Here is a 20,017-nt window from a genome sequence, read left to right as displayed (position 1 = left end):
TGACTGAGGGAGCGCTATGCCGGTAAAAGTGTTGATTGTCGATGACTCGGGTTTCTTTCGCCATCGCATCGAAGAGATGCTGAGCGATGATCCTCGAATGGAAGTTGTCGGTACGGCGGTAAATGGACGCGAAGCTGTCGAAAAGGTAAAGCAGCTGCGTCCTGATGTGGTCACCATGGATGTGGAGATGCCGCAGATGAACGGGATCGAAGCGGTCCGTATCATCATGCGAGAAGCACCTACCAACGTGTTGATGTTGTCTTCGCTTACCCATGAAGGTGCGCGTGTGACCCTGCAGGCACTCGAAGCAGGTGCTGCCGATTATCTGCCCAAGGATATTCGTGCCTGGATGGACAAGGGCAGCAATGTGCGCAGCCAGCTGATTGACCGGCTTGTCGCACTGGGGCGGAGTCGTCGTTTTCAGCGCAGCTCTGTTTTCGAGCGCGATTTTCCAGGCAAAGCCAAACCGGGCACCACCATGGTGTTCCGTCCGGATGATCCGGAGCCTCCATCTCGGCGCACTGCAACACCTGCCCGTACAACGATGGCGAAACCAGCCCGTTCGTCAGTGTCTGGTGGTCTGAGTACGCGTCGTGAGCGTCCAGTGCCAGCCCCAACGGCTGCCCCTGCTACTGCGCGGGAGGTATCTGGCCCGGCCACGACACCGGCAGCACGGGTGCGTTTTCCGGACTGCAAACTGGTGGTGATTGCCGCTTCCACCGGTGGTCCTGCCGCCCTGCAAAAGGTGCTGACGGCACTGCCCGCGAACTTTCCCTACCCCATTCTTCTGGTTCAACATATGCCAAAGACCTTTACCCAGGTATTTGCCGAGCGACTGAACCAGCAGTGTCATATCAGTGTCAAGGAAGCGGAAGACGGTGATCGGCTTCAGCCCGGACGTGCATTGCTTGCTCCGGGTGGGCTGCAAATGATCATTGATTCCAAGCAAACCGACCGGGTACGCATTCTACCGGGTGACGAGCGTTTGACCTACAAACCCAGCGCCGATGTTACCTATGCCTCGGCAGCCAAAACCTATGGGGCGAAGGTGCTGGGCATCACGCTGACCGGGATGGGGGCGGATGGCTGCGATGGCTCGCGTCTGCTGAAGCAGGCCGGCTCGACCCAGTGGGCACAGAACCGTGAAAGCTGCACCATCTATGGAATGCCTCAGGCCGTCATCAATGCAGGACTGGCAGATGCAATACTTGATCTGGATGATATTGGCCCGTTACTGGCAGGGCGAGGTTCGCGCTGATGTGGGTGCTGCTGGGCCTGTTGCTCAGTACGGTCGCCATCCTGGGGGCCAACTACCTTGAAGGTGGCCAACTTCAGGAGCTGCTTAACCTGCCTGCTGCTCTCATCGTGCTGGGCGGGACCTGCGGTGCCGCACTGGTACAAACACCCAAAAACCTGTTGCTGCGCACCCTGCATTTGGTGCGGCTGGCACTGAGCGACCCTCAGCCACATCATGCCGACGGGATCAGTCAGCTGGTGCATTGGTGTATCACGGCCCGTCGCAAAGGTTTGTTGGCGCTTGAGAACGAGCTGACGGGCGTTGACGATCCGCTGATACGAAACGGTTTGCAGTTGCTGGCTGACGGCAAGTCGGTTGAGTTGATCCGCGCCACTCTGGAGGTAGAGCTGGTGGCTCGTGAGCAGCGAGACTACCAGGCCGCTCGTGTTATCGAAAGCATGGGTGGGTATGCCCCGACCCTCGGTATCATCGGTGCCGTGCTGGGGTTGATTCAGGTGATGGTGAATCTTGAAGATCCTGCTCTGCTGGGTGCCGGCATAGCTACCGCTTTCGTGGCAACCATCTATGGTATTGCACTGGCCAACCTGCTACTGCTGCCACTGGCCGGTAAAATGCGCCAGATCATTGACAGTCGTAGCCTGTATCAGGAGATGATGCTCGAAGGGCTCTTGTTCATTGCGGAAGGACAGGGGCCAAAGAGCGTGCAGCTACGCCTGCAGGGTTACCTGGAGCGGTCAGATGCCAAGACGTCGCCGGCCTGAAGCTGACCTGCGAACAGATCGCTGGATGATTTCCTGGGCGGACTTTGTCACCCTGCTGTTTGCATTTTTTGTGGTGATGTATGGTTTGTCCAGCGTGCATGAAGAAAAGTATCGACAATTGGCGCAGTCCCTTTCCGAGGTGTTTCGGGCCGAGGGCGGTAGCCAGGTCGTATCGCCGGATGGCGGAGAGGGGCTGTTGCCTGGGCGTGGACAGCAAATGCAGGTTCCGCCGGTAACCGTGCAAGCGCCGGATGCGGAGCAAACGCAGGCACTGGAGCAGTTGCAGCGTCAAGCTGAGGAGCAGTTCCGTGACTGGATTGAAGACGGCAGTGTACAAGTCACTGGCAACGCCTTGTGGATCGCCATTGAGCTGAATGCCAGTTTGCTGTTTGAAAGTGGCGACGCACTGCCGGTGATCGAGGCAGAGCCGCTGTTACAGCAGGTTGCTGCACTTGCTGCAGGCAGGGATAATCCCGTGCATGTGGAAGGCTTCACCGATAATCGGCCGATCAGTACTGACCGCTTTCCGTCCAATTGGGAGCTGTCTGCGGCCCGGGCAGCTGCGGTGGTCCGCATGCTGCAGTTACAGGGCGTTAACCCCGAACGAATGGCAGCGGTGGGTTACGGTGAGTACCAGCCTGCCTACAGTAACCGAACCGAAGAGGGGCGGCAGCACAATCGGCGTCTGGTAATTGTGATCGCACGGGATGAGCGTGTCCGCCGCCTCGTACAGGCCTTTGGCAGTCAGCGAGTCAGTGAAGATGCGGTGCGTGCACTGTTGACCGCTGACGAGAACGAAGTGACAGGCGAGCCGCCTGCACTGGAACAGGTCGATACTGAGTCCGGTATTCTGTTTCGGCAGGCACGACCGGAGCAACAACAGGAACAATAACGATGCAGGTATGGGCAGTCTCAAATCAGAAAGGCGGGGTGGGCAAGACGACAACCGCTATCACCCTGGCAGGTCTGCTGGCAGAGGTCGGATATCGGGTGCTGCTGGTGGACCTGGATCCCCATGGCTCCATGACCAGCTATTTCCGCTATGACCCGGATGAGCTCGAACACAGTGTTTACGACCTGTTTGAGCAGATTCAGGTGGATTCCGAACGGGTGCATGGACTGATTCTCGACACATCCCATGAAAGCATCAAGCTCATACCCGCCTCTACCGCCCTGGCCACGCTGGAGCGAAAGGCTGTCGCCCAGGAGGGCATGGGACTGCAGGTGGCGAAAGCACTGCGACACCTGAAAGCCGAGTATGATTTTGTGATTATGGACAGCCCGCCGGTGTTGGGAGTGTTGATGGTCAATGCGTTGGCTGCCTGCAATCACCTGTTGGTGCCTGTCCAGACCGAGTTTCTGGCCCTTAAGGGGCTGGAACGAATGGTCAGAACCATTGAAATGATCAATCGTGCGCGCAAGAACAAGCTTGCCTATACCATTGTGCCCACTTTCTATGACCGTCGCACGCAGGCGTCCGTCAGTAGTCTTCGCGAGCTGCACCACCGCTACCCTGATCATATTTCGAATGCAGTTGTACCGGTTGATACCAAATTCAGAAATGCCAGCCTGAAGGGGCTGGTGCCGTCGTCACTCGATGCAGGTAGCCGTGGCGTGCACGCGTATGCGCGCCTCCTGCGCAGCCTGCTTGAACGGCGTAAACAGGGGTGAACTGATGGCAGACCAGAAAAAAGTTGTATTTGAGTACCTCGAGGCACTTTTGCAGGACCCTCAGGCTGACGAAGAGAAGGCTGTTGCAGAAGATAAAATGGAAACGGATGCAGCGACTGCAGTTGAGCCCGATGCCGTTAATCCGCCGATAGCTGAAGACGAACAGCCAGCAGAGGATGAGTCTGTTGTAGATGAGTCTGTTATAGCAACGGAAGATGAAGTGATTGAGGTCGTGCAACCGACGGTAGAGATCACGCCTGCTGATTCCGTTATACAGGAAAGCGAGCCATCATTGCTCGAACCCGAACCCGAACCCGAACCCGAACCCGAACCCGAACCCGAACCCGAACCCGAACCCGAACCCGAACCGGAACCGGAACCGGAACCCGAGCCCGGTCTCGCACCTGAACCCGTTATACCGAAGGTGGCTTCAGGTGAGGAGATGAATTGCATACTGCTCGATATGCACGGCCTGAAGCTGGCGGTACCGTTCGACTATGTGGAAGGGGCTCTGCAGCTGGAGTCGCTTTCACTGAGGCTTGATGGGCCGGAATGGGTCCTTGGCCGTTTCGGTGAAGAACCGGCCTGGACGCAGGTCGTGGACACTGCACGCTGGCTGATACCGGAGCGCTACAAACCGGAATACTCCAAGTATGCCGAGGTGATTATCCTGAAAGGCCGCCGTTGGGCCATTGCCTGTGATGAGTTGGTCAAGTCGATACGTGTCGATACCCGTCAGATCAACTGGCATCAGGACAAAAGTCACCGCTCATGGCTGCTGGGTACCTACATGCCTGAGCGTTGTGCCATACTGGACATCGATCAACTGTTGCTCGAGTTTGAAGCCTGCAGTGTCTGAAGGCCGTGAACCGTTTAGACAGATGGGGTAGACTCACCGGCTGTGCGTGAACATTGCTAATGGGCTGGGACCGGGTGTGGCCGAATATACGTCGATACTGTTGCTTGTGCTGACACTGACAGCTGTTCTGTCAGCGGTGATCTGCGTCTATGTACTGGTGCGCATCAAGCGGCAGGAGCGGCAGCAGCAGGCGCTGATCAATGTACTGCGGAATGAAATTCGCGCCATGACCAATGGCTCGATCGGCATGGGCAAACGCCTGCTGGCGATTGAGCGGACGCTCAATATAACGGTTGAGAAACAGCAGGAGCTGGAGAACCGTGATCCGGGCGTGCTGGCCTACAATCAGGCCGCCAAGCTTATGGAAATGGGGGCTTCTGTGGATGATCTGGTGCGCAACTGCGGTATCGGTCGTCCCGAAGCGGAGCTTATGGCGTTGCTTCACCGCGAGCTTCACACGACTCAAATGTTGCCGGAACAACATCAACGTCACTAGATGTTGCTGCCCGACTGCTTGAGACCGTACGCGAAGGCAATCACTTCCGCGATGGCACGATACAGTGCCTCAGGTATTTCCTCACCCAATTCCAGACGAATCAATACCTCGATCAGCTCAGGGCTTTCATGGATATGGATGTCATGCTCCTGAGCTAGCGCCAGTATCTGCTCGGCGATCAGGCCTCTGCCCTTGGCCACTATCTTCGGTGCGGTCCCTTTTGCCTGGTCATAGCGCAGGGCTACGGCACTGCGTTTCGGGTTGTGCTCGTTCATGTATGTATATCCACCAGTCGGCGCTGAACGTCAGTCAGCTCAGGTTGGCTTGGGCGCCCTTGACGCGCCTGTAGCGTTTCAACCAGAAACCCCTTGCGATGCAAACCATCGCTGAAATCGTCGAGACGGCGCTCAATCTGGCGCAGGGTGGAAGCCTGCTCGGCCCAGAGTTGCACCTGCAGGCGCCACTCCTCACTCAGGCTTAAACGAGCATCGACACTGCCGTGTTGTTCAAGATCGAAATGCAGAGCCACACCCCAAAGGGTCTCGACTTCACCGCCGCTGCTGCGCCTGCGCTGCTCGGTTATGGTCAGCTCAGCGTTATCGTGTTGATCTGCCTGACGGATCGGCAGGTCAAGGCGGTAGACACGCTCCTGAGTACCGTCTGGCTGGTCCTTCCACCCTTGCAAACTGCTGACCTGCTGGGTTGTGCTGCGAGCCTGAAGGGCTTCCACCAGACGTGTCATTTGCTGGCGTGCATCCGGTGGCAGTTGTTCCGCTGCTTTCAGCAGTTGGCCTAGTTGCTGCTTCAGGTCCGGCGTTGCGCCGCGCTCAGTACCCCCCCCTTGAGCCAGTCTGGATTCGGTCAACAGGCCACCCTGCTGCAGGTTGCGCTGAATTGCCTGTTCGGCATCGGCACTGCCTGGGCTGACCGAGAACATGCTTAACATCGACTGCACCAGCTGGCCAATGGCCCCCTGACTGCGACCGGCCGGGCTTTGACTCAGCTGAACCAATTGGTTCAGGGCATCTCCAAACGGGATCTGGCGAGGCAATGCTTCGCGTAGTGCCAGTTGCATCTGCTGTTGTGCCTTGGCTTCCTGGGACGGGGTTGTGGGTATAGGGACTGGTTGCAGGTTGACCTGCTGTTCACTCACTCGAGTCAGGACCACCTGCTGCCCGCTGAGCAGGGGTTTTGGGCTGATCAGGTTGAGTGTCTGGTTGTTGAGATTAAGCCGGATCATATGGTTGTCGGCTTGTACCGGGACCTGTTTGCCAAGCGTTTGCAGTAGAGCCTGTCCCGTATGGCTGACGCTGGGCTGAGTAGTTGTTTGAGCTGTCTGGACAGCCGTGGACGCAGGTGTCGAAGCGCGCGCGGTACTGTTGGCTGGTGCCGTCTGAGTTTTGGCTGCGGTGTCGGGTGAAGTGGCCTGTGTGGTGGGTGCAGGCGCCGCTGGGCGGGCCTCAGAGCCTGCCGCTTGCGTCTGTGCTGCAGGGGGCTGGTTCGTCGGCGTGGTTGTTGAGGTGGCAGTACTGACCTGGCTGATCGCGGATGACTGTAGCTGAGCCGAGTATACCTGCACCTGAGAGCTTGTTGTCCCCGAGGGGGACACCTGTGTTGCCTGTGATGATGGTGTTGCCGAAGAAGGGGGCTGGCCCGGGGCTGGTGTTTGTCCTGTCACTGTACCGGCAGGCTGACGTGAACCGCTGGTTGCCTGCGCAGCAGGGCTTTCGCTGCGTGCAGGTGTTGGTGCATTGCCGGTCGGTTGTGTCCGACCTTGCAGCGAACTGTTGTTCCCGCTTGTGGTGGCTGCATTGCCTTGAGTTGCCCCTTGTGAGGTATTGCCACCGGGTGGTTGGAGATAGGCGGCAGCCGGTTTGGCAGAAGTTTCGGCTGGCGTTGTTCCTGCTCCTGGTTGAGGGCTGGTTGCAGCGGCAGGCTGGCGTGGGATAACGGGCTCAGACCCGGTTACCTGCGCATTTCGAGGAACGTTCAGGGGTAACAGCTGTTGCAGGCGAGCACCATCGGATGAGGTCAACTGCAGTGTCATGCTGCTTTGCGCGGCCGGGGTGGCGTTGCCTTGAACGTTTGGCTGCGCTGGTGCGGGCAAACGAATCTGCAACTCGCCCGTATTACCCCGCTGCAGTACGATGCGATCTCCCTGTGTCAAAGGGGCCTGGGTAGTCAATTCCAGCAGGCGGCTGTTGATCTCCACCTGAATACGGAAAACAGCCGCGTTGCCCCCGCTGGCCGCTACGCTACGAACAGTCGCTGCCAGTTCACGCCCAGCCGCGGGCAGAAGACTGTCAGCACTGCCGCCCTTGTTGGTACCGGCTGCAGGTGTGGTGGAACTGGTGGTGGGTGTTAACACCGCATGACTCCCTGATATTGCATCTGGAACCTGACGATCAAGTCTCTATCTGTATATAATGGCGCCTTAATGTGCTATCGGCCAGCTCGGCGATTTTTGAAGGATAGAGGCTTGTCTGAACCCCTGCTCAAAGTAAGTCAGTTGTACTGTGAACGCGATGATCGGGTACTGTTCAGTCATCTTGATTTTGCGCTGTCTGCTGGCGAAATTGTTCAGATCGAAGGTCAGAATGGCAGCGGCAAGACTACGCTGCTGCGTATTCTCTGTGGTCTGTCACGCAATTATGAAGGTGAGATTCTCTGGCGGGGTGAGCCGGTTCAGGATGTGCGTGAGCAGTTTTGTCGTGAGATGCTCTATTTTGGTCACCAGGCAGGGGTCAAGGCGGTACTGACGCCTGAAGAAAACCTGCGCTGGTATGCTGCCCTGCAGCCCAATATTGCCGTAGCCGATATTCAGGCGGCTCTGGAGCGGGTGGGTCTGCGCGGTTACGAAGATGTTCCCTGTCATTCGCTTTCGGCCGGGCAAAATAGACGCGTCAGCCTGGCCAGATTGTATCTCAGCCGTGCACCACTTTGGATTCTGGACGAACCCTTTACTGCGATCGACAAGCAAGGGGTGGCAGCCAAGGAAAAACTGTTGCTTGAGCATGCCCGCCGAGGTGGTAGCGTGATTTTGACGACGCATCACGAGCTGGGCATCGAGGGGCCGGTACGTAAAATCAATCTTGATCAGCTGGCGGGAACTTCAGCATGAGCACAGGGACTAACCCCGAGAATATGCAGAAGGTGTCAGCGCTGGCGTTGTTTATGGCCACCATGCGGCGCGAGTTTCTACTCTCGTTCAGACGAAAAAGTGACCTGGCGAACCCGCTGATCTTTTTTCTCATGGTGGCAACGCTGTTCCCGCTGGGGGTGAGTCCTGAACCCGGCTTTCTGGCTCAGCTAGCACCCGGGGTTGTATGGGTGGCTGCCCTGCTGGCAACCCTGCTGTCGATGGATGCCCTGTTTCGCTCGGACTATGAGGACGGCTCGCTGGAACAGCTGCTGCTTAGCCCACAGCCGCTGTTTGTGGCGGTGTTGGCGAAAGTCAGTGCCCACTGGTGCATGACCGGGTTGGCACTGACCGTGATGGCGCCCCTGCTGGCCGTGATGCTGTTTTTGCCTGCTGAAGGGATGCCAGGGCTGATGTTGAGCCTGCTTTTGGGAACACCCACGCTCAGCTTGGTGGGGGCCATCGGTGCTGCGTTGACGGTAGGGCTGAAAAAGGGCGGTGTATTGATCTCACTGCTGGTCTTGCCGCTGTATATCCCGGTACTGATCTTTGGTTCCAGTGCTGTGCAGGCTGCCGTAACGGGGTTGCCGCTGGGGGGATACCTCGCGCTTTTGGGCGCACTGCTGGCGCTTGCGCTGGCGCTTGCGCCACTGGCTATTGCGGCCGCATTGCGGATCTCAATCAGTAGTTAACAAGAAGAGAGACTATGGCTGACAAAAAATGGTTGCCGCGCTGGTTCTTCCAGCTTGCTTCACCTCGGTGGTGTTACCAGATCACCGGACGCCTATTGCCCTGGTTTCTGCTGGCAACCCTGATACTGCTGGCAGGGGGGACCGTATGGTCGCTGTTATTTGCCCCGGCAGACTATCAGCAGGGCAACAGTTTCCGCATCATCTATCTGCATGTGCCATCGGCCATTCTGGCGCAGTCGGCCTATATGTTAATGGCGGTAGCCGGAGCCATTGGTCTGATCTGGAAGATGAAGATGGCTGATATGGTGCTCAAGTCGGCCGCACCGATCGGCGCCTCCATGGCAGTACTGGCCTTGGCCACCGGCGCAATCTGGGGTAAGCCCACCTGGGGTTCATGGTGGGTCTGGGATGCACGCCTGACCTCCATGCTGATTCTGCTGTTTCTCTACTTGGGCATAATGGCGCTGAACTCTGCGATCGAAAACGAGTCAACTGCTGCTCAGGCATCGGCTGTGCTGGCGCTGGTCGGGGTAGTCAATATCCCGATTATCAAGTATTCGGTGGAGTGGTGGAATACGCTGCATCAGCCTGCCACGTTCAAGCTGACAGAAAAACCGGCCATGCCGCCGGATATGTGGCTGCCGCTGCTGGTCATGGTGATTGGCTTTTACTGTTTTTTTGCAGTCAGTCTGATGCAGCGGCTGCGTAACGAAATAATCTGGCGCGAACGTCGTGCCAGTTGGGTTCGCGAACTACTGAATAAGCAGTGAGGTTCAGGTGAGTTTCAACAGTGTCTCCGAGTTTCTGGCCATGGGTGGACATGGTCTCTATGTTTGGCTCAGCTACGGTTTGGGGGCAGGCGTGATTGTAGCCAACCTGATCCTGCCGAAGTTGAGTCGTAACCGTCTGTTGGCGGAACAAAAACGCCGCCTGCGCCGGGAGGAAACCGCATGACCCCAAAACGCAAACAGCGTCTGATAATTGTGATGTTCATTCTGGTAGGTGTAAGCGTGTCTGTAGGGCTGACGCTTTTTGCACTGAACCAGAACATCAATCTGTTCTACTCACCTACCCAGATCGTCTCAGGTGAAGCGCCTCAAAATACACGTATTCGTGCCGGTGGGATGGTGGTGGATGGCAGCGTCAAACGTGATCCCGATTCACTGTTCGTGCAATTTGACATTACCGACTATGACAAGACAGTGACGGTTGAATACGTTGGCATCCTGCCGGACCTGTTCCGTGAAGGGCAGGGCATTGTGGCTCAGGGCATGTTGAATGAGCATGGTGTCCTGAATGCGGCTGAAGTTCTGGCCAAGCATGATGAAAATTACATGCCCCCCGAAGTGGCCGACGCGCTGGCGAAGGCTGGTAAGATGCCGATGCCTGAGGGACAGGAGTTCAATAAATGATCTTTCCCGAACTGGGTGAATATGCACTGATTCTTGCACTGTGCTTGTCAGTATTGTTGACCGTGGTGCCGATGGTCGGCGCGACCCGCGGTAATGCTCTCTGGATGGGATTTGCCCGTCCTCTGAGCAAGGGTATGTTTCTGTTCACGCTGTTCAGCTTTTTGTGTCTGGGCTGGGCCTTTCTGGATAATGACTTCTCCGTTGTCTATGTAGCCAACAACTCCAATACGGCGCTGCCCTGGTATTATCGTCTTAGCGCCGTCTGGGGTGGCCATGAAGGCTCCCTGCTGCTGTGGGCGCTGATTCTTTCGGGCTGGACCGTAGCCGTAGCGATAAAAAGCCGCGACCTTCCACCGGATATCATTGCCCGCGTGCTGGCGGTAATGGGGTTGATATCGGTCGGTTTTTATCTGTTTATCCTGTTTACTTCCAGCCCGTTTGAACGCTATCTGCCTGGTTTTCCGCAGGAAGGGGCAGACCTTAATCCTCTGCTGCAGGACTTTGGCCTGATCGTCCATCCGCCCATGCTGTATATGGGTTATGTGGGCTTTGCGGTTTCCTTTGCTTTTGCCATCGCGGCCCTGCTCAGCGGACGACTTGATGCGGCATGGGCGCGCTGGTCACGTCCCTGGACGTCCGTTGCCTGGGCTTTTCTGACCCTTGGTATCGCCCTGGGTAGCTGGTGGGCCTACTACGAGCTTGGCTGGGGCGGCTGGTGGTTCTGGGATCCGGTTGAAAACGCATCCCTCATGCCGTGGCTGGTCGGTACGGCACTGATGCACAGCCTGGCCGTGACCGAAAAACGCGGTGTATTCAAAAGCTGGACCGTATTGCTGGCGATCTTCACCTTCTCGTTGAGTCTGCTGGGTACCTTCCTTGTACGCTCCGGTGTACTGACATCGGTACATGCTTTTGCTTCCGACCCTGAACGTGGACTGTTCATTCTGATTATGCTGGCGATTGTCATTGGCGGCTCGCTCTTGTTGTATGCACTGCGTGCAGGTCAGATGAAGAGTGAATCAAGCTTTGGCCTGATGTCCCGTGAAAGCATGCTGCTGGTCAATAACGTACTGTTGGTTGTTGTCTGTGCAATGGTACTGCTGGGGACAATCTACCCGTTGATCGTTGATGCGCTGGGGTTGGGCAAACTGTCTGTTGGCCCCCCCTATTTCAATGCTCTGTTCAACCCCTTGATGGCGATCCTGATGCTGGCGATGGGGGTCGGCGCCGTGAGCCGCTGGAAGCAGACATCGTTGTCAATGATGGTGCAGCAGCTCTGGCTGCCGGGTGTGTTGGCGCTGGTGCTGGGAGCGGGCAGTGCCTGGCTCTATGCCGGTGAGTTGAAGCCCTGGGTAGTGCTGGGGCTGGTGCTGTCCTGGTGGGTAATGCTGGCCGGCTTGCGTGATCTGTACAACCGCCTGCGTCACCGCCGCGAGAAGCTGAAGGGCTTGTCGAAGCAGACTCGCAGCTACTACGGCATGGTGCTGGCGCATGTGGGAGTGGCCGTTACGGTGGTGGGGGTTTCTCTGGTGTCGGTGTACACCGAGCAGCGCGATCTTCGAATGCAGCCGGGTGATACCCTGAGTTTCCGTGATTACACCTTCGTGTTTGAAGGCAGTAAGCACGTGGAAGGCCCTAATTTTACCTCTGACCAGGGGCAGATCAGGGTGCTGCACAAGGGCGAACCCTATGGATTCATGAAGCCTGAGAAACGACTCTATACCGCGCGTGGCAATGTAATGACCGAAGCCGCGATTGATCCCGGGTTTACCCGTGACCTGTATGTGGCCTTGGGCGAGCCGCTCGAAAATGGCGCCTGGGCTGTGCGCATGCAGTACAAGCCCTATGTACGCTGGCTTTGGCTTGGCGGACTGTTGATGACGGCGGGTGGTCTGTTGGCTGCTTCCGATCCGCGCTACCGTAAGCGTTTGCGCCCGGCAGCGGCGCTGGCTGATGCATGAGGATTTGAGATGAATAACCGCAAGATTCTGGTTTTTGTTCCACTGCTGGTTTTCATCCTGCTTGGCGTGTTTCTTTGGGTCGGGCTGTATCTTGACCCCCGTGAGCTGCCTTCCGAGCTGGCAAAAAACAAGCGTCCTGTACCTCAGTTCAGTCTGCCGTCGGTCACGGACCCCGAGCGGACTCTGACGGAAGCGGACCTGAACGGTGAAGTCGCCCTGCTCAATGTATGGGCGACCTGGTGTCCGACCTGCAAGGAGGAACATGATTTCCTGAATATGCTTGCACTGGAGCAGGGTGTGACCATATACGGCGTCAACTACAAGGATGATCCTGCGAAGGCCCGTGAATGGCTGCGTCGCTACAAGGATCCATACCGGGCTGTCGTGCTGGATCAGAATGGCTCACTGGGTCTGGACCTGGGGGTCTACGGTGCACCTGAAACCTATGTGTTGGATGCGGCTGGACGTATTCGTTACCGCCATGTGGGAGCTGTTGATGCCGACGTATGGCAGACCCTGCAACAGGTAATGGCCAGTGTAGATCAGGAGAGCACACAATGAGGGTATTTTTCCTGACTTTGCTGATCCTGCTGCCTGGTCTGTCACAGGCAACAATTGATGCTTACGAGTTCAGCGACGAGCAGTACGAAAAGCGGTTTCATGAGCTGACCGGCGAGCTGCGTTGTCCTAAGTGTCAGAACCAGAATATTGCGGATTCTGATGCTCCGCTGGCGGCGGACTTGCGACGTGAAGTGTACCGCATGCTGGAACAGGGGGAGCCTAATGAAAGCATCATCGATTTCATGGTGACCCGTTACGGTGAGTTTGTGCTGTACCGCCCAAGGGTCAATGAAGTGACATGGTTGCTGTGGTACGGACCTTTTGTCCTGTTGGGGATCGGTGTGTTGGCGGTTGTGATGATCAGCCGCAATCGCCGCCAGCACGTTGGATCCACCTCTGGAGAGGAAACGGGTCGAACCAGGCAAGCGGACGGACGAACGGACGAGTATGCGCCGGAGCCGGGGCTTGACCCGGAAGAGGTTGAGCGTCTGAAGAAGTTACTGCAACGGGATTCTGATAAATGAGTACATTGTGGATCGGCATAGCTGTCCTGACACTGGTTGCCCTGGCCTGTGTTTTCTGGCCGCTGGTGCGTCATCAGCAGCTGGCAAAGTCCGAGGCAACTCAACGTCAGCAACAAAACATCGATATTTTCCGTGAGCGACTGGCCGAGCTGGAGTCCGAGCGCGAACAGGGAACGTTGGCAGCGGAGGAGTTCGCGACTCTTAAGCTTGAGTTGGAGCGTAACCTGTTGATCGATGCAGAGGATGTGCCGATGCAGAGCGCGCCGCTGGTTCGTGTTGGCCAGGCTCAGCTGGTCACCGTCACCTTGCTGGCGTTGATGATCCCGGCTGCGGCATTGGGGCTTTACAACCATCTGGGGCGTGCAGATGACCTGGCCCTTGCACTCAATGCGCCGGTCAGCCAAGGCTCTCAAGGTGAACAGATGAGTCTTGAGCAGGCTATTGCCGGGCTGGAGCGTGAGCTGGCGGCAAATCCGGATAACGCGCAAGGCTGGTACCTGTTGGCCAATACCTATATGAGCATGGGCAACTATGCCGGTGGTGCAGAGGCGTTCCGCGAACTGCTTCAGGTGCTGCCACAGGATGCCCCGCAATACGCCAGCGTAATGGGGCAGTTGGCACAGGCACTCTACTTTGCCGGTGAAACACAGATGACGGATGAGGTGCGCACTCAGATTGATGCAACGCTAAGCATTGATCCGACCGAAATTGCGGCGCTGGGGCTGCTCGGTATTGATGCCTTTGAAAAACAGGACTTCAATGCGGCCATAGAGCACTGGAACAAGGCACTGGCCGGTGCCGAAGGACAGGCCGCTGAGTCACTGCGCAGCGGGATTGAGCGAGCAAGAGCCGAGCTGGAAGCGAGAGGGGAGCCGGTCCCGGATATAGAAATAGAACAGGCTGCGCTGGCTGAGGTAAAACTGCAGGTATCACTGTCAGCCGAACTTGCGGAGCGGGCGCAGCCTGATCAGGTCGTGTTCATCTATGCACGACCGATAGGTGGTCGCATGCCGCTCGCAGCGGCACGCTATACAGTATCGGACTTACCGGTGGAGGTGATTCTGGATGACAGTATGGCGATGATGCCACAGGCACGCCTGTCACTGCATGATCAGGTTGAAGTGGGGGCCCGGATCAGCCTTTCCGGGCAACCGCAGGCCAGCAGTGGTGATTTCGAAAGCCGTCCGTTGCAGGTTTCTACTCGTCAGGGTGACGAGGCAGTTACACTGATCATCGACCAGGTGGTACAGTAACCTTCCGGCGAACATCGAACAGGTAAAAGGCAAGGGTATGGATATCAGTCTGCGCGAATGGCTCATCATCGGCGGTATACTGATCGTGGTACTGATTCTGATTGACGGCTGGCGCCGTGTGAGTGCCAACCGCAATCGTTTGCGTCTGGAAATTGACCGTACTCTTTCGGAGTTGGGTGAGGCAGAACCGTCGCAGCACAACCCTGAACTACCTAACGGTGGTGCACGGCGGCGCAGTCAGGAATCCGTACGAGAAACCCCGACACAAAAGCCAGCCGCAGCAAAGCCTGAACGAGCCGCAACAACACCGCCACAGCCAGTGCGGCGTGAGCCGGTATTCAATGAATCGATCACTTCCAAACCCGCGAAGCAGCCATCGAATGCCACGGCGGTACAGGCAGAGCTTAGCGAGATGGACCCGCTGTTTGATGATATTCCTGCCGATACTGAGACGGGCCGTGCTCGTCCGGTTCGGAACAGAAAGAAATCAACAGCAGAAAACGATTCAACACCAGCGCCGGTACAACAGACGATTGACGATGATCCTGAGCTGCTGCGCGCCGTCGAACAGGGTGAACTGCAGGGCGGTTCACTTGACTTCAATACCGATACCGCGCACGAAGAGAGTCAGATCAGTACCAGCCTGAATGACCGCATGGAGCTGGATTTTGAGCAGCCCATTCCGATCCTGTTCGACAAGGTACCCTCACCCGATGCGGCTGATCTCCCGGATGACACCCTTGCGGCCTATAAGCGCTCATTGAATGAACAGCCAGAACCTTCTCCGCGCCAGCGTATTGAGAACGATCCATTGCAAGGGCTGACGGCCACTGAGCTGCCAGCCGAACCGGACGAATCCCTGTTCAGCAGTACCGAGTTGGGTCTGGATGAAGAAAGCCCCGCTGTAGCAGAACCGACACCTGCAGTGTCTGAAGCGTCGGCTCCTGAAAAACCACGGCCCGGATTGCGCAGTGCACCCGATCCCGAGCACGTTCTGGTGATCACGGTCGTTGGCCGTAACCGTCAGCTGCTGCCGGGACCCGCTTTGCACAAGATCGTTACGGCCTGTGGCATGGAATGGGGCGAAATGTCGATTTATCATCGCAGTGAAACAGATGCGCCCGATGCTGCCGTCCAATTCAGTATGACCAACGCCGTTGCACCGGGTACCTTTGACCCAGAGCATCTGGAGCAGCTGCAAACACCTGCCGTGTCCTTCTTCATGTCCATGAGTGAACCGGATGATCCAATGAACGCTTATGAGTGCATGCTGGCGACCGCTGAAACGCTTGCCAAGCACCTCGACGGCGATCTGCTGGATGAAGACCGCTCAGTCATGCGTCCGCAAACCAAGGAGCACTATCGCGAGCGCATTCGCGAGTTCGAGATGCACAACCGCACCCGGCGGGTACACTGATACCCGCTTTCGTTCCACCTCTGACCAGACCCAGACTCCATGACCCTGCCTGAATCCGTCGTGACCCGTGCCGAGCAGCTGCGCACCGAGATCGAACAACACAGTTACCGTTATTACGTGCTGGACGAGCCGAGTGTTCCGGATGCGGAATATGACCGGCTTTTCAATGAACTCAAAGCGCTGGAAGCAGAATATCCAGAGCTAGTGAGTGAAGATTCACCTACACAGCGGGTCGGTAAAAAGCCGGATTCAGGCTTTGCCGAAGTGCGTCATGAACAGCCCATGCTGTCGCTGGACAACGCCTTCAGTGATGACGAGATGGCTACCTTTGTTCGCCGCGCCCGTGAACGTCTGGGGCTGAGCTCTGATGCGCCGCTGGCCATTGTCAGTGAACCGAAGCTGGATGGCCTGGCGGTCAGCTTGCTGTACGAGCAGGGCCGATTGGTGCGTGCTGCAACCCGGGGCGATGGTTATACAGGTGAGGATATCACCCTTAATGTACGCACCCTGCCCAGCGTGCCTTTGCGTTTGTTGAGCGAAGGCTGGCCACGGCTGCTGGAAGTGCGGGGCGAGATTTACATGCCCAGAGCCGGTTTTGAACGGCTCAATGAACAGGCCCGTGATGCCGGTGAAAAAACCTTCGTCAATCCGCGCAATGCCGCCGCTGGCAGCCTGCGTCAGCTGGATCCGGCGGTTACCGCCCGGCGACCGCTGGAGTTCTGCTGTTACAGTACCGGCGTGGTTGCGGACGGGGAGCTGCCGGGCAGTCACATTGAACGGCTGCAACAACTCAACCGCTGGGGACTTAAAATCAATCCGGAAATGCGGCGTGTTGATGGGTTGGAGGGGTGTCGGGAAAGCTACCGCTCACTGGCGGATAAGCGCGATCAGTTGCCCTACGACATTGATGGCATTGTATTCAAACTGGACCGGCTTGATCAGCAGGAAGCGCTGGGCTATGTCGCCCGCGCACCGCGCTGGGCCATTGCGCACAAGTTCCCGGCTCAGGAAGAGATTACACGCCTCAAGGCGGTTGAGTTTCAGGTTGGCAGAACCGGAGCAATCACACCGGTGGCCAGGCTGGAGCCGGTCTTTGTGGGCGGAGTCACCGTCAGCAACGCGACCCTGCATAACATGGATGAAATCGCCCGACTTGATGTGCATGCCGGTGACTGGGTCACGGTACGCCGTGCCGGTGATGTCATTCCGCAAATCGTACAGGTATTGAAGGAGCGTCGCGATGGCACTGAACAAAACATCAGCATCCCTTCATCCTGTCCGGTATGTGGATCGGATGTGGAGCGTACTCGGCTGATCAAGCGAGGCAAGGGGCGGGAACAGGTCAGTGAAGGCTCAATCTACCGCTGTGTCGGTCGACTCTCGTGCCGTGCCCAGCTGACCCAGGCCCTGATCCATTTTGTCTCGCGCAAGGCGATGGACATAGATGGGCTGGGCGAAAAGAATATTGAACAGCTGGTTGAGCGTGGCCTGATAAAGTCTCCGGCTGATCTGTATCGACTACGGGTGGAAGACCTGTTCGAACTCGACGGTTTCGCACAGGTGTCAGCTGAAAAACTGTACAGCGCCATTGCGTCCAGCCGCCGCGTGGAGCTGGCTCGCTTTATTTACGCGCTTGGCATTCCGGAAGTGGGGGAAGGCACGGCGCGCACGCTGGCGCTGCAGCTGGGGTCTCTTGCGCGGTTGCGTCAGGCACTGCCGTTGCTGCTGACATGGTTGCCGGATATCGGGCTGGAAGTAGGGCATGAGATTCATAACTTCATGCAGGACGAGCATAACTGCCAAGTGATGGATGCATTACTGGCACAGGGCATTGAACTTCAGCAGGAGGCCGATATTGCAGCTGCGCTGCAGGGCGCCATCAGTCTGCCGATGTTGCTGCAGCGGCTGGACATACCGGGAGTGGCTAAAACCGGTGCTACGGCTCTGGCCGATCACTTCCAGTCACTGGAGCCTCTTCTGCAGGCAGATGCCGAGGCACTGGAACCGGTTGCCAAGCTCAGCAAAAAGGCGCGTAGCGGCCTGCTGCAGAAGTTGGCAGAGCCTGACTGGTGTGAGCAGGCAAGGGCACTGGAGCAGCAACTAAAGGCCTTTGGCATGCACTGGCAGTGCGAGGGTCCGTCTGATACCGGCTCCACACAGCCACTGGCCGGGCAGACCTGGGTACTGACTGGAACGCTCGAAACCATGACCCGAGACGAGGCCAAGGATCGCTTGCTGGCACTGGGTGCCAAGGTCAGCGGCTCCGTCTCCGGCAAGACTCAGTGTGTGGTGGCCGGTCCGGGTGCGGGTTCCAAGCTGAACAAGGCGACAGAGCTGGGCATTGAGGTACTGGACGAGGATGCATTTGTGAATCAGTTACAGGCTTGGGAAAAGGCATGATTGTTCCCTGGCAGTCACTAGACCCGGATACACTGCAGAATCTGTTGGAGGAGTTTGTCAGCCGTGATGGCACCGACTATGGTGAACAGGAACTCAGTCTGGCGCAGAAGGCCGAGCAGATTCGGCTGAAACTGATCAGAGGTGAAGCCGTCTTGCTGTTCAGCGAAAGCACCGGTCAGTGCAACATTGTGCCCCGTGAACGCTTGCCGGAGTTTGATCACTGAGCCCGGCGGCGAGGAGATAGTGGATGGAGCAACTGGATCAGATCAGTACACTGATCGCCCTTTCGATGGGGGTGGCCTGGGCCAGTGGCATCAATCTTTATGCCACGGTGCTCATGCTGGGTGTACTGAACAATATGGGCCATATCAGCCTGCCGCCGGGGCTGGAAATAGTCTCTGATCCATTGGTGCTGATTGCCGCCGGTTTCATGTACTGCGTTGAGTTTTTCGCTGACAAAACACCGGAGGTTGATACGGGCTGGGACGCCTTGCATACCTTTATTCGCATCCCTGCAGGAGCTGCTCTGGCGGCGGGAGCCGTGGGTGATCTGAGCCCAGCTGTTGGGCTTGCAGCAGCCCTGACCGGCGCTTCAGTGGCTGCAGGCAGCCATGCACTCAAGGCGGGCAGTCGGGTCATGATCAACACTTCGCCCGAGCCGGTCAGCAATTGGGTCGCGTCATTCAGTGAGGACCTGCTTGTAATCGGAGGGCTTTGGACGGCCCTTAACCATCCGTTATGGTTTTTGGGTGGGCTCATACTGTTTATCCTGCTGCTGGTCTGGCTGTTGCCGAAGCTCTGGCGCGGAGTGAAAAAAGTGTTCGGGTTTCTGGCCAGACTGTTTGGGGGCCAGAAAGATGACAGCCCGAGCCCCGAAGGTGATCTGGAGCGTGACGCACGCCGTGCGGCTGCACCCCGTCCAGGCATTAAGCCTCAGCTGCCTCCGGACTGATCAGGCCCAGCTCTCTACGTGACCATCATTGATCAGCATTCTGATCAGATCGGTGCGACACACAATGCCTTCCAGCTTCTCGTCGCGGTCTATCACCGGAATTGCGCCGATGGGGTAACGCACAAAGCTGGCGGCAATGCTGGAAACCTCAGTGTCGGGTGAAGCTACTATCATTTGGCGATGATAGGCCTGAGTGACACTGACCGGTGAGTCAGTGCCACGTTGCATGATGTCGTGTATGGAGATAATGCCCAATGCCCGTTCGTCAGCATCTACCACCATCAGATGCGAAACTTCCTGCTCCTGCATCAAGGCCCAGGCCTGACGCAGACTGGTTTCCGGCGGAATGGTGAGCACGGGGCTGGTCATGATCTGGGCCGCCCGCAGCCCTTGCGGCTTTTTGGGCTTGTCACCGGCGGTGCTGGCGTCCTGATAGGCTTTCTGCGAAGCCTTGCCTGGACTTTCACCGGGAACCTGAAAGCGCTCCTTTGATAGCTGTATGCGCTGCTCAAGATCCTGTTGCTGACGAATCTGGTCTTCAGAACCCGGTACAGCAGCACTGTTGATGCTTTGAGTCAGACCTTCCACTCCGCGGGGGCGAAACAGAGACTCAACTGGTGTCTGGATCCGATACCCCTGATCGTAGATGACAAGTGCCATA

The 20,017-nt window shown here is 57.3% G+C and carries 22 protein-coding genes; 19 read left to right on the top strand and 3 right to left on the bottom strand.

Translation table 11 applies throughout. From position 1 onward, the window contains the following. Positions 1 to 16: 16 nt before the first annotated feature. The 6 genes from BLV48_RS02200 to BLV48_RS02175 are packed head-to-tail and all read left to right on the top strand — an operon-like array spanning position 17 to position 5,045. A complete protein-coding gene (locus BLV48_RS02200; RefSeq protein ID WP_091822391.1) occupies positions 17 to 1,258 on the top strand; it encodes a protein-glutamate methylesterase/protein-glutamine glutaminase in 1,242 nt (413 codons plus the stop codon). Continuing rightward, positions 1,258 to 2,019, top strand: coding sequence for a flagellar motor protein (locus tag BLV48_RS02195; RefSeq protein ID WP_091822387.1), 762 nt, complete (start codon positions 1,258 to 1,260; stop codon positions 2,017 to 2,019). The genes BLV48_RS02200 and BLV48_RS02195 overlap by 1 nt, the downstream gene beginning before the upstream one ends. Beyond that, on the top strand, positions 1,997 to 2,911 hold the full coding sequence (locus BLV48_RS02190) for a flagellar motor protein MotB (protein WP_091822385.1): 915 nt from the start codon (positions 1,997 to 1,999) through the stop codon (positions 2,909 to 2,911). The genes BLV48_RS02195 and BLV48_RS02190 overlap by 23 nt, the downstream gene beginning before the upstream one ends. A 2-nt stretch (positions 2,912 to 2,913) precedes the next feature. After that, a complete protein-coding gene (locus BLV48_RS02185) occupies positions 2,914 to 3,690 on the top strand; it encodes a ParA family protein (RefSeq protein WP_091822382.1) in 777 nt (258 codons plus the stop codon). A 4-nt stretch (positions 3,691 to 3,694) separates the two neighbouring features. Then, a complete protein-coding gene (locus BLV48_RS02180; protein ID WP_175527548.1) occupies positions 3,695 to 4,549 on the top strand; it encodes a chemotaxis protein CheW in 855 nt (284 codons plus the stop codon). A 46-nt stretch (positions 4,550 to 4,595) separates the two neighbouring features. Beyond that, on the top strand, positions 4,596 to 5,045 hold the full coding sequence (locus BLV48_RS02175; protein WP_242530086.1) for a DUF2802 domain-containing protein: 450 nt from the start codon (positions 4,596 to 4,598) through the stop codon (positions 5,043 to 5,045). Here BLV48_RS02175 and BLV48_RS02170 read toward each other — a convergent pair. Both BLV48_RS02170 and fliK read right to left on the bottom strand, forming a co-directional pair. Further along, positions 5,042 to 5,320: an EscU/YscU/HrcU family type III secretion system export apparatus switch protein gene (locus BLV48_RS02170; RefSeq protein WP_091822375.1), complete on the bottom strand. Its 279-nt coding sequence runs from the start codon at positions 5,318 to 5,320 to the stop codon at positions 5,042 to 5,044. The genes BLV48_RS02175 and BLV48_RS02170 overlap by 4 nt on opposite strands. After that, positions 5,317 to 7,413: a flagellar hook-length control protein FliK gene (gene fliK, locus BLV48_RS02165; RefSeq protein WP_091822373.1), complete on the bottom strand. Its 2,097-nt coding sequence runs from the start codon at positions 7,411 to 7,413 to the stop codon at positions 5,317 to 5,319. Before fliK ends, BLV48_RS02170 begins: the two co-directional genes overlap by 4 nt. A gap of 111 nt (positions 7,414 to 7,524) precedes the next feature. Here fliK and ccmA point away from each other — a divergent pair, with 111 nt between their 5' ends. From ccmA to BLV48_RS02100, 13 genes are read left to right on the top strand one after another with little or no spacing between them, the layout of a single operon-like run. Further along, the gene (gene ccmA, locus BLV48_RS02160; protein ID WP_091822370.1) at positions 7,525 to 8,166 is read left to right on the top strand and encodes a cytochrome c biogenesis heme-transporting ATPase CcmA; all 642 of its coding nucleotides are present in this window, start codon (positions 7,525 to 7,527) and stop codon (positions 8,164 to 8,166) included. A gap of 23 nt (positions 8,167 to 8,189) precedes the next feature. After that, positions 8,190 to 8,876 (top strand): heme exporter protein CcmB, encoded by a 687-nt coding sequence (gene ccmB / locus BLV48_RS02155; protein WP_175527561.1) that lies wholly within the window; start codon positions 8,190 to 8,192, stop codon positions 8,874 to 8,876. A gap of 14 nt (positions 8,877 to 8,890) precedes the next feature. Continuing rightward, a complete protein-coding gene (locus BLV48_RS02150) occupies positions 8,891 to 9,646 on the top strand; it encodes a heme ABC transporter permease (protein ID WP_091822367.1) in 756 nt (251 codons plus the stop codon). Between the two features lie 7 nt (positions 9,647 to 9,653). Then, positions 9,654 to 9,830 carry a heme exporter protein CcmD gene (gene ccmD / locus BLV48_RS02145; protein WP_091822364.1) on the top strand — a complete coding sequence of 59 codons (177 nt, stop codon included), beginning with the start codon at positions 9,654 to 9,656 and terminating at the stop codon, positions 9,828 to 9,830. Next, the gene (gene ccmE / locus BLV48_RS02140; RefSeq protein WP_091822361.1) at positions 9,827 to 10,288 is read left to right on the top strand and encodes a cytochrome c maturation protein CcmE; all 462 of its coding nucleotides are present in this window, start codon (positions 9,827 to 9,829) and stop codon (positions 10,286 to 10,288) included. The genes ccmD and ccmE overlap by 4 nt, the downstream gene beginning before the upstream one ends. Next, a complete protein-coding gene (locus tag BLV48_RS02135) occupies positions 10,288 to 12,249 on the top strand; it encodes a heme lyase CcmF/NrfE family subunit (protein ID WP_091822870.1) in 1,962 nt (653 codons plus the stop codon). The genes ccmE and BLV48_RS02135 overlap by 1 nt, the downstream gene beginning before the upstream one ends. 9 nt (positions 12,250 to 12,258) lie before the next feature. After that, positions 12,259 to 12,810, top strand: coding sequence for a DsbE family thiol:disulfide interchange protein (locus BLV48_RS02130; RefSeq protein ID WP_091822359.1), 552 nt, complete (start codon positions 12,259 to 12,261; stop codon positions 12,808 to 12,810). Continuing rightward, positions 12,807 to 13,334: a cytochrome c-type biogenesis protein gene (locus tag BLV48_RS02125; RefSeq protein WP_091822357.1), complete on the top strand. Its 528-nt coding sequence runs from the start codon at positions 12,807 to 12,809 to the stop codon at positions 13,332 to 13,334. The genes BLV48_RS02130 and BLV48_RS02125 overlap by 4 nt, the downstream gene beginning before the upstream one ends. After that, entirely contained in the window at positions 13,331 to 14,587 is a 1,257-nt protein-coding gene (gene ccmI / locus BLV48_RS02120; protein WP_091822354.1) for a c-type cytochrome biogenesis protein CcmI, read from the top strand. The genes BLV48_RS02125 and ccmI overlap by 4 nt, the downstream gene beginning before the upstream one ends. A 37-nt stretch (positions 14,588 to 14,624) precedes the next feature. Beyond that, positions 14,625 to 16,004, top strand: coding sequence for a cell division protein ZipA (gene zipA, locus BLV48_RS02115; protein WP_091822351.1), 1,380 nt, complete (start codon positions 14,625 to 14,627; stop codon positions 16,002 to 16,004). 39 nt (positions 16,005 to 16,043) lie between these two features. Next, positions 16,044 to 18,404, top strand: a complete 2,361-nt coding sequence (gene ligA / locus BLV48_RS02110; RefSeq protein ID WP_091822347.1) for an NAD-dependent DNA ligase LigA — start codon at positions 16,044 to 16,046, stop codon at positions 18,402 to 18,404. After that, positions 18,401 to 18,628, top strand: coding sequence for a YheU family protein (locus tag BLV48_RS02105; protein WP_091822345.1), 228 nt, complete (start codon positions 18,401 to 18,403; stop codon positions 18,626 to 18,628). Before ligA ends, BLV48_RS02105 begins: the two co-directional genes overlap by 4 nt. Positions 18,629 to 18,651: 23 nt before the next feature. Then, complete coding sequence (locus BLV48_RS02100; protein ID WP_091822342.1) at positions 18,652 to 19,356, top strand: DUF4126 domain-containing protein; 705 nt, start codon at positions 18,652 to 18,654, stop codon at positions 19,354 to 19,356. Here BLV48_RS02100 and BLV48_RS02095 read toward each other — a convergent pair whose 3' ends face one another. Continuing rightward, on the bottom strand, positions 19,357 to 20,016 hold the full coding sequence (locus tag BLV48_RS02095; protein WP_091822339.1) for a CBS domain-containing protein: 660 nt from the start codon (positions 20,014 to 20,016) through the stop codon (positions 19,357 to 19,359). Position 20,017 lies beyond the last annotated feature (1 nt).

This window comes from Marinobacterium iners DSM 11526, from assembly GCF_900107855.1.
Lineage (GTDB): Bacteria > Pseudomonadota > Gammaproteobacteria > Pseudomonadales > Balneatricaceae > Marinobacterium > Marinobacterium iners.
Note: the sequence above shows the minus strand (reverse complement) of the source record. Positions and strands in the feature narration are given on the sequence as shown.